The sequence below is a fragment of the Amphritea sp. GJ51-11 genome (assembly GCF_055808735.1).
The window spans coordinates 2,853,036-2,869,636 of sequence record NZ_CM147881.1; the positions used below are offsets into that span (position 1 = coordinate 2,853,036).

Consider the following 16,601-nt stretch of genomic DNA (forward strand, 5'->3'; position numbering starts at 1 on the left):
ATCACCATAGACGCGCAACCATACAAAGCTCTGCAAACCGCTATTGGCTAACGTGCTCTGCCTAAGATACCGGTGATACAAAACCTTTAGGTTTGATAGCCAACACCGAACAGCGTAACTGCGGCAAAACATTCTCCGCCGTATTTCCGATAATCACCCCCGCGATACCGGTACGCGCAATTGTTCCCATCACCACGAGATCAACATTAAGCTCATTCGCTAAGCGTGGTAGTTCTCGACCCGGAGGCCCCTGAACGATATGGGTTTGTGGCGATAAGTAATTATAAGATTCAACGCCAACCTTCGATTTCAAGCCATTCATCAGCACTCTCATTTTCTGCTGTTTATCACGGGATTCAGCATCAAATAATTGACTGTTCACTCTATCGGGCTGCTCTGCCCACAGGCTAATAAACCCGGCTTGAGGCACATCGTAGGCGCTCACAACATGCAGCATGGTAAATTCAGCTAATGACAGCGAACAAGCAAACTCGAGTATTTCTGAATTCAATTCATCGTTACAGCGATCGCTTTCATCGGTTAAATCAACCGCCGCCATAATATGTTTATATTGGGTATTATCATCTTTTTTCATCAACCATACCGGACAGGGGCATTTACGCAGCAAATGCATATCATCGCTCCCTAGCAAGCGATCGAGCCAATCGATATCCTCAATCTCTTTAATCACCAGATCGAAATCTTGCGCCTTAACCAGACGAATAATCTCAATGTATGGAGTGCCAATTTTCTGTTCCATTTTTAAACTGAAATCCACATCTAACGAGGCAATAAGCTGTTGCAGCGTCGCTTGTTCCTGCTGCAAAATTTTAGCGGCTAACTCATCAGCACCGCTATCAAGAGCTTGGGCGATAGGTGAAACATCAGGCAACATCTGTAACAGCGTAAGGTCTGCTTGATTCGACTTCGCCAGTGCTACAGCCCGTAAGAGTGATGCCGAAGACCGATGCGTATCATGATTGAGCACATAGAGAATATTTTTAAACTGTTTCATCGCGAGCCTCCGATGGATGTGGGAGATTGAAAAGAGGGGTTATCAATGCCTTCAAGCAATAACTCCGTCGCTCGGTCGGCGGCATCCTGAAAAGGCTCCAGCACTAGATCAATACCGAGCAGTTGTAACTCTTCGGTGTCTGCTTTACTGTGCGACACCGTGGCTAACTTGCCCGAAAAGCCTGCGGCTAACGTTAATTGAATAATTGTTTTGCGGGTGTCCTCTGACGACAGCCCAGTATGATGTTGTGGAATAGTGGAGACAATCCATTGGGTATGTTTGAGCGGCAGTTCGGCGATAAATTCAGGATCAGTCACATCACCGTACTCAGTCTCTAAGCCTAAATACTGCCAATGCTTAATGGCGGCAGGGTTGAAGTCTAATCCTAAAACACTCACGCCCTGCTCCTGTAAACGTGCAGCAATCTCAGTGCCCAGCCGACCTAAACCGAAGATAACCACTTGATAAGCGCTACCCGTATGGTGCTCCGTTGATTGCTCCCGCGGCGCACCCGTCCGTTCAAAGATGCCAATAACCGGTTCAAAAAAAGCATAGAGCTGATGGGAATAGGTAATCATGTAAGTCGATGCGGTAATCGTAACGATCCCAACGAGGGTGACTAAGCCGAGAATATCATGCTGCACATGGCCTAAACTGACTCCCATAGTGATGAAAATAAGTGAAAACTCACTGATTTGTGCAACGGTTAAGCCCGCGAGAAAACCGGTTCGTTTGCGATAACCCATCGCCCCCATAATCGCCAAAACAATCAGAGGATTACCGATAAGTACGAAGAGTGAGAAAATCGCAGCCCCTGACAGGTGCGATCCCAACAACGATAAGTCTAAGGTAGCGCCCAAGGCGATAAAGAAAAACAGTAATAAGAAATCCCGTAAGGGAGCCAACCGAGCAGCAATACTTTCACGATAAGGTGTTGAGGCTAATGCCACCCCTGCCAACAAACCGCCGACTTCCATACCCAAGCCAATAATATTACCGACTGCAGCAAACAGTGCCGCCTGAGCGATAGCGTAAATAACCAATAGTTCAGGTGTTTTGGCCAATTGCTGGGTCAGTGGATTAGCGATGAAACGCACAAAGAAGATCACAAATAACAGCAACCCCATGCCCGCCAAAGCCACCTGCCAGATGGAGCTATTCGCATCACCGCCATGTCCTGTGCCGATGCCAATGGTCGCCAACACAATCATCGCCACCACTACGACCAGATCTTGCACAATCAAAAAGCCGAGAGCGATTTTACCATGAAGGGAATCGATCTCTCGTTTATCCGAAAGCAGCTTGACGATAATAATGGTCGAAGAAAAAGTAAGGGCTACAGCAACATAGATGCTGGTGATGTGATCTAGGCCTATCCCAAGGCCGATGAAATAACCGACTATCGATGTAAAGGCTACCTGCCCAAGCCCGGTCATAATCGACACCGAACCGATAGAACGAATAAGCTTCACATCCAGCTTGATACCGACCAAAAACAGCAGCACTGCGATCCCTAATTCGGACAGTAGTTGGATCTGTTCTTTGGAGTGTACGATGTCTAAAACGGAGGGCCCCGAGATTAATCCCACGGCGATGAAACTCACGATAAGAGGCTGCCGCAAAAATAAACCCGCAAACCCCATAATGGCAGCCAGCACCAGTAGCGCAGCCACTTCAGTAAAAGATGACTGTGTGATTAGTTCTATCAATTGATGCTCCTTATCGGTTGCTTATAGTCCATTATTCATTGATCAACGCTTCTAACCCGCGGCCTCAAATGCCAGCCCGAGACACACATAGGTTTAGCGAATAAACAGTTCTGCTTTATTGTCAGTCTACCCAAGCCTCATCGGATTAAGGTTGATCTCTAGCAAAAGCCAAGGCGATGCCACCTGATAACACGAAGACTCAGTTGAGCACCACTTTAAACGCCATAAATATATGATCTTCTAAACTCGAAAAGATTCACTCATCGCTCAACAAATAGGCAACTATTTAGATTGTTTAGTAATGACACCATCGAGCAGTATTTGAATCTCATCTATCGGATGAATGAGAATGGATCAACGTCAAACTGACGCTCACTGTCTGACAAACAATAACGTAAAGCGAAGGCTTAGGCTGCAGAGAGAATAGGAAGTGTCGCGACCGCTGCCCACTCAACTCATATAACCTAACTGATAGACAAGCCTGACGAGTCGCTTGCTCGCATTACCCACTAAAGATCGTATCTAGAGCGACCACCTCCCCACAATCCTCCGGTGAATACCCTGGCAGTTGCTGTACGGCAGTCTGAAATACCTCACGACGAATACTGGCTAACAAACGCAGCATCGCCTCCTGTTTAAGGGTTTTATGGTGACACACAAACAGATAATACTCAGAGGATAACGGTATAAAATCAAGACCGAACTGGCTCGCTGCTGCCTTCACTCCCATGCCGACATCTGCCATCCCTGCACCGACGAAAGCCGCCACCGCTGAATGGGTGAATTCCTCATCGGCAAAACCGTTAATCCGCTTGCTGTTTACCCCCTCGCGGATTAATAGTTCATCAAGCAGTGCCCGGGTACCGGAGTCCTTCTGACGATTGATAAACTTAACGTCTTTACGTACTAAGTCCTGCAACCCGTTAATCTGTTTAGGATTACCGGGTTTGACCATTAGCCCCTGCTGGCGAGTTATAAATTTAACGATCTTATGCACCCGTGGTTTCAGGTGACGGCTATAGGTTTCATAGAGGGCATCGCTCATGCCCCCTGCCCGGCCATTTACCGGCACATGAAAACCCGCCACATCACAGACGCCCCGGTTGAGTGAGGCCAGTGCTTCTTCAGCACTTTTGTACTGCAGATCCAGTTGAATATCGCTGCTGAAATCGGGTAATAAAGCCACCGCATAACCGTAGCTCGCATGGACGCGTAGCAAGGGGTTAACCCCCTCCAGCGCTCGGTGGATCTCTAAATTAAGTTCGGAGGCTAAACTCTCTAATTGTGGTTCTAACCTTGCCAATACACGCTGTTCGGCCCAGAGCAATTTTTCACCTAAGGCCGATAGTGTCGCCCCCTTACCTTTTTTCATATCGACCAGCGGCAAACCAAAAAAGGCCGCCCACGTATTCAACAGGTTCCATCCATGGCGGTATGAGATGCCAATTTTTTTAGTCGCCGCGGTCAGCTTGCCCGTCTCATGTATCGCCCCTAACAGCGAAAATAATTGGGGATTCAACTGGTTACCGCCAGCATCGCGAAAAGACCAACTTGGAACAACTTGAATACGTTTCATATGCACAATATTTCATATTTCGTAGAAGACCAACTAATGCTACTTTAAACACCACTATAAAGCACATATTTTGGGCTTCTAAGACACTCGAATAGCAACATATGAACTCCACTTCATATGTTAAGTGAGAATAACAAAATGACCGCAGCCAAAGAGCAGTTATTATCGGTAGTAAACGACGCCATTACCGGTCTGAAACATAAACCGGGCGCTTTGCTGCCTATCCTTCATGAGATTCAAAATCGTTTGGGCTTTGTCCCTCCCGAATCAGTGCCGCTGATTGCGGAATCCTTAAACCAATCCCGCGCCGACATTCACGGAGTCATAAGCTTTTATCATCAGTTTCGCACCACAGCACCCGGTAAACATACCGTTGAAGTGTGCCGCGCTGAAGCCTGTCAGGCGATGGGGGCGCGTCAACTCGAAGCCCATGCCAAAGCGACTCTCGGGGTGGATTATCACGGCACCACGAGCGATCAGACGATCACCTTGGAAGAAGTTTACTGTCTAGGCAACTGCGCTTGCTCCCCTTCCGTGCGGATTGACGATGAGATCGTTGGCCGAGTGACCCCCGAAAAATTTGATCAGCTAGTTGATGGGCTGCGTTCACAAACGCTGGAGGTACACTGATGAGCGTAACCAAACTGTATATTCCGCGTGACACCACAGCCCTAGCAATGGGTGCCGATCAGTTGGCGCTAGAGATCGCTGCCGAAGCTAAGCAGCGCGGCGAAACCATTGAGATTATTCGTAACGGCTCCCGCGGTCTCTTCTGGCTGGAACCTTTAATCGAAGTTGAAACAAGTGCTGGCCGTATTGCCTATGGCCCAGTCAGCAGTGCTGATATCGATAGTCTGTTTGACCAAGCCTTCGTTAGCGGTGCGACTGACCACCCACTGTGTCAGGGGTTGACCGAAGAGATTCCTTATCTGAAACAACAGCAACGGCTGACCTTCGCCCGCGCAGGCATTACCGATCCCGTTTCATTGGATGATTATTGCCAGTTAGATGGTTTCAATGGTTTGAAAAAAGCCTTACAGCTGGATGGTCAGCAGATTGTTGATGAGGTCAAAGCCTCTGGATTGCGTGGCCGTGGTGGCGCAGCGTTCCCCACCGGCATCAAATGGCAAACCGTATTGGATGCAATATCCCCTCATAGCCCACAAAAATATATCGTCTGTAATGCCGATGAGGGCGACTCCGGCACCTTTGCCGACCGTATGGTGATGGAAGCCGATCCCTATATGCTGATCGAAGGCATGACCATCGCGGGTCTGGCGGTGGGTGCCGATCAGGGGTATATCTATCTGCGCTCAGAATACCCGGTTGCCTATCAGATTCTAAATGAAGCGATTGCCAATGCCGAAGCCGCCGATTATCTTGGCGAGAATATTCTCGATAGTGGTAAAACCTTTAAGCTTGAAGTACGCCTAGGTGCTAAAGCCTATATCTGCGGCGAAGAAACCTCGCTACTGGAAAGTCTTGAAGGGAAACGTGGCATGGTGCGAGCGAAACCGCCGCTACCTGCCATTGTCGGATTATTTGGCCAGCCCACCATCGTCAATAATGTATTGTCACTGGCAGCGATACCTTACATCCTCTCGCAAGGTGGCCAAGCCTATGCTGATTTCGGTATGGGCCGCTCCCTCGGCACATTGCCATTTCAGCTAGCGGGTAATATTAAACGCGGCGGCCTGATTGAGCTGGCCTTCGGTGTCACCCTACGTGAACTGCTGGAAGAATACGGCGGTGGTACCTTCAGTGGACGGCCAATGCGGGCGGTTCAAGTGGGTGGGCCACTCTGTGCCTATCTGCCGGAAAGCCAGTGGGATACACCGATGGATTATGAATCTTTTCAGGCCATCGGCGCGGGTCTTGGCCACGGCGGTATTGTGGTGTTTGATGACACCGTGGATATGTCTGCCCAAGCGCGCTTTTCCATGGAGTTCTGCGTCGCTGAATCCTGCGGTAAGTGTACCCCTTGCCGTATCGGCTCTACTCGCGGTGTCGAGGTGATCGACCGGATTCGTAATGATGAAAACCGCGCTGCCAACATGGAACTGCTGAGCGATCTCTGTGACACCATGATCGATGGCTCACTCTGTGCTATGGGCGGCATGACCCCGTTCCCCGTACAAAGCGCCGTTAAACACTTCCCGGAAGACTTTAATCAACCTGCGCAAAACAACAAGGGAGCCCGGTCATGATTCAGATCTTTGATCCTAACAGCACCGATTATCATAAAGATTATGGCACCCCCGCGAGTGTTTCCGAAAACCTGATCACCCTTGAGATCGATGGTAAATCAATCACTGTGCCTGAAGGTACTTCGGTGCTGCGCGCTGCTGCCGAAGCCGATATTAATATCCCTAAGCTCTGCGCTACCGATAACCTTGAAGCCTTTGGTTCGTGCCGCATCTGCGCGGTTGAGATCGAAGGCCGCCGGGGGACGCCAGCATCATGCACCACACCGGCTGAAGCGGGCATGAAAGTCACCACTCAGAATAAACGGTTGGGTAAGCTACGCCGTAATATTATGGAGCTGTACATCTCCGACCACCCGCTGGACTGCCTGACCTGCCCGGCCAATGGTAATTGTGAACTGCAGGATGTGGCGGGTGAAGTCGGCCTGCGAGAAGTGCGTTACGGCTTCGAGGGAGAGAATCACCTCGACGCAGAAAAAGACCATTCCAACCCCTATTTCAGTTTTGATCCGAGCAAATGTATCGTCTGCTCCCGCTGTGTGCGAGCCTGTAGCGAAGTGCAAGGCACCTTCGCCCTGACCATCGATGGTCGCGGCTTCGATTCCAAAGTATCCCCCGGACAAAACAGAAGCCTTTCTTGATTCAGAATGTGTCTCTTGCGGTGCTTGTGTGCAAGCCTGCCCCACCTCAACACTGATGGAAAAATCAGTCATTGAAGCGGGCCAACCGGAACACAGCGTGGTGACAACCTGTGCCTATTGCGGTGTCGGCTGTCAGTTTAAAGCCGAAATGAAAGGCGCTGAAATCATCCGCATGGTGCCTTATAAAGGTGGCCAAGCGAACCATGGTCACTCCTGTGTTAAAGGCCGCTTTGCTTTTGGTTATGCCACCCATGGCGACCGCATCACCAAACCGATGATTCGGGATTCAATCGATCAACCTTGGCAAGAAGTTAGCTGGGATGAAGCGCTCACCTTTGCGGCCAACAAACTGCGCGGTATCCAAGCGAAATATGGCCGTGAAAGCATCGGCGGTATCACCTCATCCCGCTGTACCAATGAAGAAACTTATTTGGTGCAAAAACTGATTCGCGCCGCCTTCGGTAATAACAATACCGACACCTGTGCGCGAGTCTGTCATTCACCGACCGGCTATGGTTTGAAAGCCACCTTAGGGGAATCCGCCGGGACACAAACGTTTGATTCCGTGATGCATGCCGACGCCATTATGGTGATCGGTGCCAACCCTACCGATGCCCATCCGGTATTTGGCTCATTGCTGAAAAAACGTCTACGTCAGGGTGCCAAGCTGATCGTTGCCGATCCACGGCGTATCGACCTAGTGAAGACGCCCCATGTCGAAACCCATCACCATCTATCACTGCGCCCCGGTAGTAATGTGGCGTTTGTGAATGCTATGGCCCATGTCATTATCAGCGAAGGCTTAGAAGACAAAGCCTTTATCGCCGAGCGCTGTGCAACCGACGCCTTTAACGCTTGGCGCGACTTTATCAGTGAAGCGCGCCACTCACCGGAGAACACCGAATCCATTACCGGTATTCCCGCCGCCGAGCTGCGTAGTGCCGCCCGGATCTATGCCAACGCAAACAATGCAGCCATCTACTACGGTTTAGGTGTTACCGAACACAGCCAAGGGTCAAGCATGGTCATGGGTATCGCCAACCTCGCACTGGCGACCGGTAACATTGGCCGTGATGGTGTGGGTGTGAATCCACTTCGGGGACAAAACAATGTCCAAGGGTCCTGCGATATGGGTTCCTTCCCCCATGAACTGCCGGGCTATCAACATGTCTCCGACGATGCCGTACGGGCGCGCTTTGAAGCCGTCTGGGGTGTTGAACTCGATAATGAACCGGGCCTACGTATTCCCAATATGTTTGATGCTGCGATGGATGGCACCTACAAAGGAATGTATTGTCAGGGCGAAGATATTGCCCAGTCAGACCCGAACACCAACCATGTTCACGCCGCAATGCGGGCGCTGGAATGTCTGGTGGTGCAGGATATCTTCCTTAACGAAACCGCTAAATTTGCCCACGTATTCCTGCCCGGCTCCTCTTTCCTTGAGAAAGATGGCACCTTCACCAATGCCGAGCGACGCATCAACCGTGTACGCAAGGTCATGCCACCGCTAGCAGGCAAGCAGGATTGGGAAGTCACCCAAGCGCTGTCCAACGCCTTGGGCTATCCGATGAACTACAACCATCCATCCGAAATTATGGATGAGATCGCCCTGCTAACGCCGACCTTTAGCAATGTTAGCTATGAACGCTTAGAAGAGATGGGCAGCTTACAATGGCCATGTAACGACAGTGCCCCCGAAGGCACCCCGATCATGCATTTGGATAGCTTTCCGATCGGTAAAGGTCAATTTGCAATCACCGAATATGTCGCCACCGAAGAACGCTCTACCCGTAAATACCCATTACTGCTGACCACCGGCCGTACACTGTCGCAATACAATGTTGGCGCCCAGACCCGGCGTACCGAAAATCAGGTTTGGCATGATGACGATGTGCTTGAGCTGCACCCTCAGGATGCCGAAGATCGCGGTATCAAAGATAACGATTGGGTGGGGATCACCAGCCGTTCCGGTGAAACCGTGATGCTGGCGAAGATCTCCGACCGGATGCAACCGGGCGTCGTGTATACCACCTTCCACCACCCTCACAGTGGCGCAAACGTGGTCACCACCGACAACTCTGACTGGGCGACTAACTGTCCGGAATATAAAGTCACCGCGATTCAAGCGATCAAAGTGTCCGAGCCGTCCGAGTGGCAGCAGCGATATCATGCCTTCCATAAAGAACAGATTGGTCACCTCGATAGTGCCCGACAGGAAAAAGGGCACGGTAAACCGGCCTCGGCTGGAGGTTAATATGGCCTTGAAGCAGCCCAAGACAACCACATCCGACAACCTAACGCTGAAACTGGATGACTGTTATACACAAGCGGCGGTTAACCGTTGGCAAGAGGGTCAAACGCTGGATGCGTTAGATCAGATTGCCGATGAGATTCCTGTGGCCATGGTCTATAACGGCATCTCCCACGCGGTAATGATGGCCAGCCCCTGCGACCTCGAAGACTTCGCGTTGGGCTTTAGCCTCAGCGAAGGCATTATCAAAACAGCCGATGAGATCTACGGGCTGGAGTTGGTGATGGCTGAGCCGGACAACTTAGCCGCAGGAATCGAAGTTCAATTATCGATTACCACTCAACGCTCGATGCAACTCAAACAGCGCCGTCGTAATCTTACCGGTCGTACCGGCTGTGGGTTATGCGGCACTGAATCACTGCAACAGGCCATTCGACCGGTCAAAGCGGTGCCCATTCAGCCAGCCCCATCTGCCGCAGCGGTTGAACGGGGGTTGCAGCAACTGAAGAAAAACCAACCCTTGCAAGCGCTCACGGGTGCCTGTCATGGGGCCGCATGGTGTGATCAGCAGGGCAATATTCAACTATTGAGGGAAGATGTTGGCCGACATAACGCGCTGGATAAGCTAATCGGCGCACTTAAACGGGCTAAAACCAACCTGAATGAAGGCTTTGTGCTGGTTTCCAGCCGTGCCAGTTATGAGATGGTACACAAGGCCGCTAGCTGTGGCGTTAGTACCTTGGTGGCCGTATCCGCCCCCACGGGACTGGCCCTGACACTGGCAAAACAAGCTGGACTCAACCTAATCGGCTTCGCCCGTCCCGGCCGCCACGTTATTTATAACCGGGCGGTCAATACCGATTCAGCGCAACCATCCGATGGTTCAGAGGAATTATAAACATGGGAAATCATCAACTCACCAGTCTTATCCGCATGGCCAACCAGATCGCCGCCAATAACACCCACATCGGCGATGATCATGCTGAAGCCGCTATGGTCGCAGATCATATGACCAAATTCTGGGCCCGCACCATGAAAGCACAGATAAGGGAATATCTAGAGCAGGATGGTAGCGAGCTGCTGCCGATAGCCAAGCAAGCGGTGTTGATGCTGAAGCATTGAGTGAAATCCGTCGTTCAAAAAAGCCAAATGCCCAGCAGTGATGCTGGGCATTTTTTTACCCACAGCAACCAAACGAGCCGTTTACCACACCGAGTCCTCCTTGGTGTCGCTGCGCGATTAATTCGATAAAGCACCACGTTCAGGTTCGGATCTGTTTTAGTGACCTGTGTGAGTCAATCCTTCGATAGAATCACGACAGGTATGACCGCACCATGTAGGAGACATGCCCCCACGCCGATGCTTTCATTTACGGCGTTTATCGGCACAAGGGCGTGCTCGCTACCGAGATGAATCGCGACAGGTATGGCACTATCATGTAGGAGGTGTGCCCTGCGCCGATGGATGCCGTTTATACATTTAAACGAATCATCGGCACGGGACACAGCCTGTGGATAAAACCCTTAAATTGCCACCGAACCAAAACTGGGCTCTGCCTGGGCCGAATTAAGCACCGCCACCGAGCGCTTCATACTGGCAAAGAAACCATCACTGTGTTGTGGTTCGCTATCACCCTGCGCTGACACTGGTAATACTCCCTTACGTTCATCCCTAGGCGAGATACCGATATGTTTACGGTAGCAACGACTGAAATGGGGCGTTGAAACAAAGCCACAGGCGGTGGATATCTCAACAATGGGCATACCCGATTGCTTTAATAGCTGCCGAGCTCGATCGAGGCGCAGTTTGAGATAATAACGGGACGGCGAGCAGTTAAGATATTTCAGGAACATCCGTTCCAACTGTCGCCGGGAAACACTGACAAAAGCCGCTAGCTCATCCAAGCCTATCGGCTCTTCAAGATTATTTTCCATCAGTTCTATCACATCCACCAGCTTCGGCTTGCTATCACCACCGTTGTGTAGCTGACGCAGAGGCACCCGTTGTTGATCAAATTCGCTACGAATACGATCGCAGATAAACATATCTGAAACCGCCATGGACAACTTTGGCCCATGCTGCAACGACACCATATGTAACAACATATCCATGGGCGAAATTCCCCCGGATGAGGTCATACGATTACGATCGATAGTGAATAGCCGATTATTGCAGTTCACCTTAGGGTAATGCTCTTGCAATGATGCCATGCATTCCCAGTGGGTGCTGCAGTCATAACCATCTAACAGCCCGGCATGGGCTAGCAGATAAGCGCCGGTACAGATACCGCCAAGCGTGACGCCACGGCGGCTCATTAACTGTAACCAGCTCACCTGTTTAGGTGTAAAGCTGCGGGTGATATCCACGCCACCACAGACAATTATGAGATCCAACTCCGGCATATCGGCAACCGAGAAATCCGGGGCGAAGCTGAGACCGTCGCTGGCACTCACCGGCGTACCCGTCTCTGAAATCATATGCCAGCTATACAACTCAAAGCCAGACAACTGGTTCGCCATACGCAGTGGTTCAATGGCCGATGCCACCGCAATCATGGTGAAGTTATCCAGCAGTAAGAATCCCACCCTAGTTACTTTTTGGTAGTCTTTAATTGGCGCGAACGCAGTCGAAGATGTCATGATAGTGCCCCTTTTAACGCATAATCAATACTGGATGCAAAGAGCTAAGCAGCGTCGCACCGATGCTAATTACTCACGTTATTTTTTATTTTTTTGGACATTTAAGGGAGGCCAGCGAACCCACAGAGAGTTAATTCACAGACCATTTTTATCGTTTTTATTCAGTCGTTTTTATGACCTAAGTCTGATGTTGTTAACCGAACGATGGGATCAATATTATTTGATTTATATCAAAGGAAGAATACCTAAAAACGACTTAAGGAGTTTTTTATTTATCTGTAAACGACGCGCTTTTTTGTCTTGCCTCTTCACCTGCACGCGCGTCCTTAGGCCCTACCAAGTAGTACCCTTTGCTAGCGTCACTTAAACCCGGATATCAGCGTTCAATAAGCTGAATTATGTCGGTTATGATCAATTCCTGCGCGGTGCTAGGCAGTCACCACCCTAACCACAAGCCTACTATGTCCTGACACCCATTACCGGGTGAGACGAATACAAAAATAACAGGAGTGTGACCATGTGTAGCAATCATGCCAACCGTGGTGTTGTTTATAAAGGTGCGGGCGAAGTTGCGATTGAAGAGATCGCCTTTCCAGAACTCTCTTTGGGTAAGCGTAAGTGCAACCACGGCGTTATCTTGCGGGTACTCACCACCAATATCTGTGGTTCCGATCAACATATGGTGCGAGGCCGTACGACTGCTGAAGCCGGTTTGGTGCTCGGTCATGAGATCACCGGACAAATTATCGAATGCGGCAACGATGTCGAATTCCTCAAGCCCGGTGATATCGTTTCAGTTCCCTTTAATATCGCCTGTGGCCGTTGCCGCAACTGCAAAGAAGGCAATACCGGCATCTGTCTCAACGTTAACCCTGCCCGTCCAGGTGCTGCTTACGGCTATGTGGATATGGGCGGCTGGGTCGGTGGTCAAGCAGAATATGTGATGGTGCCCTATGCTGACTTCAATCTACTGAAGTTCCCCGATTCTGATCAGGCGATGGAGAAGATCCGCGATCTGACTCTACTATCCGATATCTTCCCTACCGGCTTCCATGGCTGTGTCACAGCGGGCGTTGGCCCAGGTTCCACTGTCTATATCGCCGGTGCCGGCCCAGTTGGTTTGGCTGCCGCCGTATCTGCGCAGTTATTAGGTGCCGCCTGTGTGATAGTCGGTGATATGGTTGATGAACGTTTGCAGCAAGCGCGCAGTTTTGGCTGTGAGACCATCGATCTGCGTCAAGATGGCGATATGGCCGATAAGCTGGAAGTGATTCTCGGCGAACGTGAAGTCGATGCCTTTGTCGATTGCGTAGGTTTTGAAGCCCATGCCTGTGGTTGTAACCATGGTGCAGAAGCGCCAGCGACCGTGCTTAACTCGGCGATGCAGATGACCCGTGCTGGGGGCGCAATTGGTATTCCTGGTCTGTATGTAACAGAAGATCCTGGCGCCATCGATGATGCGGCTAAACAGGGTGCGCTGAGTATGCGCTTTGGCTTAGGCTGGGCGAAATCCCATTCGTTCCATACCGGTCAGTGCCCGGTGATGAAATATCATCGACCACTGATGCAGGCGATCCTGTTTGATAAAGTGGATATCGCTAAAGCGGTTAATGTGCAGATGATTTCACTCGATCAAGCACCTGAAGGCTATGCCGATTTTGATGGTGGAGCCGCGAAGAAATTTGTTATCGATCCACACGGAAGTGTTGCCGCTTAATGAGGCTAATGATTAGCTAGCAGCTTAATCATAAAAACCACCAGATCACCTGGTGGTTTTCTCTTATTTAACGATTGCTCACCCGTCACCCTATCGCCCACTAAACCCTTCAATTATTCTTAAGTCGTTAATCAATCAGATCCACAATTCACTCAACTGTGTCGCCTCACTGTAACGGTGCAGCACCTGTGCTTGCAGCAACTCTGCCGTGGCAATGGCATCGGTCAGCGCATGGTGTTGACCATAGTGTGGCAGGTGATAACGCAACCGACTATCGCCTAAGCGAATCGATTCTAGCCGCCAACCGATCAAGCGTTTCAATCGATTCAAGATACCGCGACGATACAGCATCGCTTCTAGCTCCATCGTATCGATCATTGGAAAGATGATCCCCTCCCCTAAGCGTTTTTTAATCGCGCTATCGAGGAACTCTCGTTCGATATTGCGGTAGTGTACCACCACAATTTTGCCAGCAATCTCGTCTAATACCGCTTCTAATATCAGGTTTAAATCCGGTGCCGCAGACAACTGCGAGTGGGTAATACCATGAAAAGGCACAGAGGTTTCGGTCAGCCCTTCATTCGGTTTAAGCAACCAATAGCGGCTTTCTCGCAACCGTATCCGATGCAAATCAAAAGGTACTAAACCAATACTGATGATCTCGTTCTTTTTGGCGTCTAGCCCCGTGGTTTCAAAATCCAACGCCACAAAGGGGACATCCACCAATGGTGTATCCGCGCCAACGACACCCTGCTGATAGAAATGCTTTAACCGCTCATCAGTGGCTTTTTCCGCCCGCTGCCGAAACAGCACCGGCCAATTGACGCTATGACTACCGATCATAGACACCCCTAACGGCCCGCAAAGGGATAACGGAATTTAAGAAAGCGCTGGCTATTACTCAATACCTTGAAAGCCTCTTTCAGATTACGCCGATCAAAATCCGTCAGCGTTTCCGGTTTAATACTGTTAGAAGGCTCTCGACCCGCTTCCACATCTGCCGCCTGATGACGAATACGCACCATCGAAATAAATTCTAACGCATCGCGCAAATCAGCGGCCCGGCCCGGCGGTAGAATGCCCGCTTCAGAGACATCATTGAGGCGCTCAAAAGAGTTTTGTACTTTGGAGCCAACCGCTAACGCATGCACGCGGATGAGATCCGACAGTGGCGCCGTTCCTCGACGCTTGAGATTGATCGCATTACCGTGCTGCCCATCCTTCTCCATCACGAAGTCTTTAAAAAAGCCCAATGGCGGGGTGCGATTCAGCGCATTACGGGCCAAGCTGGCTAAAAACTTAGGCGAACGCTGCGCTTTATGCGCCACAAAACTATTCAGCTGGGCGGCCCAGTCCACTTTGCCCCAGACACCGTCCAGATCAAAGAAGATTGAACAGTTCAACAATGCATCCGGGGATGGGTTCTCGATCCAGTCGGTAAAGGTTTGCTGCCACTCTTTGCGGGTTTTACGCCATGTTGAATTGGTTGCCATAATATTACCGGTACAGTACACATAGCCGCAGCGATCCAGCCCATCACTGACAAACTTGGCTAGCTGAGCAAAATATTCACCATGTTGCTCTGGCTGATAGCGGTTATCCAAAATCAAAGCATTGTCCTGATCGGTCACCACTAATTGTTCATCCCTCGCCATCGAGCCCAAGGCAAGAAAACAGTAAGGCAGTGGTGCAGCCCCCAGCTCGGCCTCTCCTAACTCAAGCAGACGCTGTTTAAAGGTGCGCCCAATCACCGACATCGCGCTGCCGATCATATGAGAGTTAGCACCCTCGGCCACCATGCGGACAAAACAAGCGTTGATCTGCGGTTGTAGTTCCGCCAGCTCATCAATACTGGTTTGACGCATAATGGTGCTAACCATATACAGGCTACTCTGGGATTCGTAACGGATAATATCCGAGGTCGCTAACACCCCCACCGGATAATCATCCTCGAGAATGGGCAAATGATGCAGGTTATAACGCAACATGGTCAGCATCGCCTCAAAAGCATAGGCATCGACATCAAGGCTGACCGGTTCAGTGGTCATCACCTCCGTCACCGGAGAATCCAGATCCAGTCCCGGTGCAACCACTCGGGTACGTAGATCCCGATCGGTAATAATACCGGCAAGCAGTCGGTCAGAGGTATCACTCAACTCATCACCGTCAGGCGACACCGGTCGGTTTAACAGGTTCTCGGGAGAGTGCATAATCAGCAGCGAAGAAACCCCCGCTTCGGTCATCTTCTGCGCCGCTTGGCGTATTGTCGCCGAGGTATCGGCCATTACCGGGGTGCGTGAAATCAGGGTAGTCACTTTAGACACCATCAGATCACTTTTTTCCTGCTTATCAGACACCGCCTGATGCAGCAGGTTATCATCCACCTCAACAAAATAAGCGAAGGAATCGTAACGTTCACACAGTGACATAAACAGCGCTTCGGGGATAAAGTAGATCAGCGAATCTTCGATCGTCCGCGCCGGTAAGCGAACCTTCTGACTCATCAGCAAGCTTAACTGACCAAACACCTCGCCCTCACTCAGCCGATTATAGAGGTCTCCATTGCGACGATAGATCTCTACCGCCCCGCTGCGTATAACACTCAGCTCATGGATTTCATCACCAAAGAGGTAGATATCGGTACCCGCACGAAAATAGCTGATCTCCACCTGACAGGCGATTTCATCCACCTCCGCTTCCGGTAACTCATCAAAGGGGGGATATTGTTTCAGAAATCCTGCAATCTCAACCTGTTCTGCCTGCATCGGTCATTCCGTTTATGTCTGATGGCACTATTATGAGCGTAAAAAACAAAAAAATCGCCCATAACGGCCCCTAAACAAGAC

11 protein-coding genes and 1 pseudogene are annotated in these 16,601 nt (G+C 50.5%); 6 read left to right on the top strand and 6 right to left on the bottom strand.

What is annotated here, in order from left to right; translation table 11 throughout:
• Positions 1-61 precede the first annotated feature (61 nt).
• From AC0L4K_RS12795 to AC0L4K_RS12805, 3 genes are all read right to left on the bottom strand, one after another.
• Positions 62-1,015 (bottom strand): universal stress protein, encoded by a 954-nt coding sequence (locus tag AC0L4K_RS12795; protein ID WP_473266486.1) that lies wholly within the window; start codon positions 1,013-1,015, stop codon positions 62-64.
• On the bottom strand, positions 1,012-2,724 hold the full coding sequence (locus AC0L4K_RS12800) for a cation:proton antiporter (RefSeq protein ID WP_417224100.1): 1,713 nt from the start codon (positions 2,722-2,724) through the stop codon (positions 1,012-1,014). Before AC0L4K_RS12800 ends, AC0L4K_RS12795 begins: the two co-directional genes overlap by 4 nt.
• A gap of 502 nt (positions 2,725-3,226) precedes the next feature.
• Positions 3,227-4,300: a substrate-binding domain-containing protein gene (locus AC0L4K_RS12805; protein WP_473266488.1), complete on the bottom strand. Its 1,074-nt coding sequence runs from the start codon at positions 4,298-4,300 to the stop codon at positions 3,227-3,229.
• Between the two features lie 138 nt (positions 4,301-4,438).
• Here AC0L4K_RS12805 and AC0L4K_RS12810 point away from each other — a divergent pair, with 138 nt between their 5' ends.
• The 5 genes and pseudogenes from AC0L4K_RS12810 to AC0L4K_RS12830 all read left to right on the top strand — a co-directional run bounded on the left by AC0L4K_RS12810 (position 4,439) and on the right by AC0L4K_RS12830 (position 10,521).
• A complete protein-coding gene (locus AC0L4K_RS12810) occupies positions 4,439-4,930 on the top strand; it encodes a formate dehydrogenase subunit gamma (protein ID WP_417224103.1) in 492 nt (163 codons plus the stop codon).
• Positions 4,930-6,507, top strand: a complete 1,578-nt coding sequence (locus tag AC0L4K_RS12815) for a formate dehydrogenase beta subunit (protein ID WP_473266490.1) — start codon at positions 4,930-4,932, stop codon at positions 6,505-6,507. Before AC0L4K_RS12810 ends, AC0L4K_RS12815 begins: the two co-directional genes overlap by 1 nt.
• A pseudogene (gene fdhF / locus AC0L4K_RS12820) lies at positions 6,504-9,402 on the top strand (formate dehydrogenase subunit alpha). Before AC0L4K_RS12815 ends, fdhF begins: the two are co-directional and overlap by 4 nt.
• Position 9,403: 1 nt before the next feature.
• Positions 9,404-10,297: a formate dehydrogenase accessory sulfurtransferase FdhD gene (fdhD, locus tag AC0L4K_RS12825; protein ID WP_473266491.1), complete on the top strand. Its 894-nt coding sequence runs from the start codon at positions 9,404-9,406 to the stop codon at positions 10,295-10,297.
• A 2-nt stretch (positions 10,298-10,299) separates the two neighbouring features.
• Positions 10,300-10,521, top strand: a complete 222-nt coding sequence (locus AC0L4K_RS12830) for a formate dehydrogenase subunit delta (protein ID WP_473266493.1) — start codon at positions 10,300-10,302, stop codon at positions 10,519-10,521.
• A gap of 401 nt (positions 10,522-10,922) precedes the next feature.
• Here the strand turns inward: AC0L4K_RS12830 and gbdR are convergent, their stop codons facing one another.
• Positions 10,923-12,038, bottom strand: coding sequence for a choline metabolism transcriptional regulator GbdR (gene gbdR / locus AC0L4K_RS12835; RefSeq protein WP_417224113.1), 1,116 nt, complete (start codon positions 12,036-12,038; stop codon positions 10,923-10,925).
• A gap of 517 nt (positions 12,039-12,555) precedes the next feature.
• Between gbdR and fdhA the strand changes: the two genes are divergently transcribed.
• On the top strand, positions 12,556-13,755 hold the full coding sequence (gene fdhA, locus AC0L4K_RS12840) for a formaldehyde dehydrogenase, glutathione-independent (protein WP_417224115.1): 1,200 nt from the start codon (positions 12,556-12,558) through the stop codon (positions 13,753-13,755).
• Positions 13,756-13,890: 135 nt separating this feature from the next.
• Here fdhA and AC0L4K_RS12845 read toward each other — a convergent pair whose 3' ends face one another.
• Together AC0L4K_RS12845 and AC0L4K_RS12850 are read right to left on the bottom strand one after the other, a co-directional pair.
• On the bottom strand, positions 13,891-14,598 hold the full coding sequence (locus AC0L4K_RS12845; protein ID WP_473266495.1) for a 3'-5' exonuclease: 708 nt from the start codon (positions 14,596-14,598) through the stop codon (positions 13,891-13,893).
• An 8-nt stretch (positions 14,599-14,606) separates the two neighbouring features.
• Positions 14,607-16,520: a putative nucleotidyltransferase substrate binding domain-containing protein gene (locus AC0L4K_RS12850; RefSeq protein WP_473266496.1), complete on the bottom strand. Its 1,914-nt coding sequence runs from the start codon at positions 16,518-16,520 to the stop codon at positions 14,607-14,609.
• Positions 16,521-16,601: the final 81 nt, after the last annotated feature.

Excerpts from the sequence above, each read along its gene's own strand:
- AC0L4K_RS12795 (WP_473266486.1), bottom strand. The coding sequence starts at position 1,015 with ATGAAACAGTTTAAAAATATTCTCTATGTGCTCAATCATGATACGCAT.
- AC0L4K_RS12805 (WP_473266488.1), bottom strand. The coding sequence starts at position 4,300 with ATGAAACGTATTCAAGTTGTTCCAAGTTGGTCTTTTCGCGATGCTGGC.
- AC0L4K_RS12810 (WP_417224103.1), top strand. The coding sequence starts at position 4,439 with ATGACCGCAGCCAAAGAGCAGTTATTATCGGTAGTAAACGACGCCATT.
- AC0L4K_RS12815 (WP_473266490.1), top strand. The coding sequence starts at position 4,930 with ATGAGCGTAACCAAACTGTATATTCCGCGTGACACCACAGCCCTAGCA.
- fdhD (WP_473266491.1), top strand. The coding sequence starts at position 9,404 with ATGGCCTTGAAGCAGCCCAAGACAACCACATCCGACAACCTAACGCTG.
- AC0L4K_RS12830 (WP_473266493.1), top strand. The coding sequence starts at position 10,300 with ATGGGAAATCATCAACTCACCAGTCTTATCCGCATGGCCAACCAGATC.
- gbdR (WP_417224113.1), bottom strand. The coding sequence starts at position 12,038 with ATGACATCTTCGACTGCGTTCGCGCCAATTAAAGACTACCAAAAAGTA.
- fdhA (WP_417224115.1), top strand. The coding sequence starts at position 12,556 with ATGTGTAGCAATCATGCCAACCGTGGTGTTGTTTATAAAGGTGCGGGC.
- AC0L4K_RS12845 (WP_473266495.1), bottom strand. The coding sequence starts at position 14,598 with ATGATCGGTAGTCATAGCGTCAATTGGCCGGTGCTGTTTCGGCAGCGG.
- AC0L4K_RS12850 (WP_473266496.1), bottom strand. The coding sequence starts at position 16,520 with ATGCAGGCAGAACAGGTTGAGATTGCAGGATTTCTGAAACAATATCCC.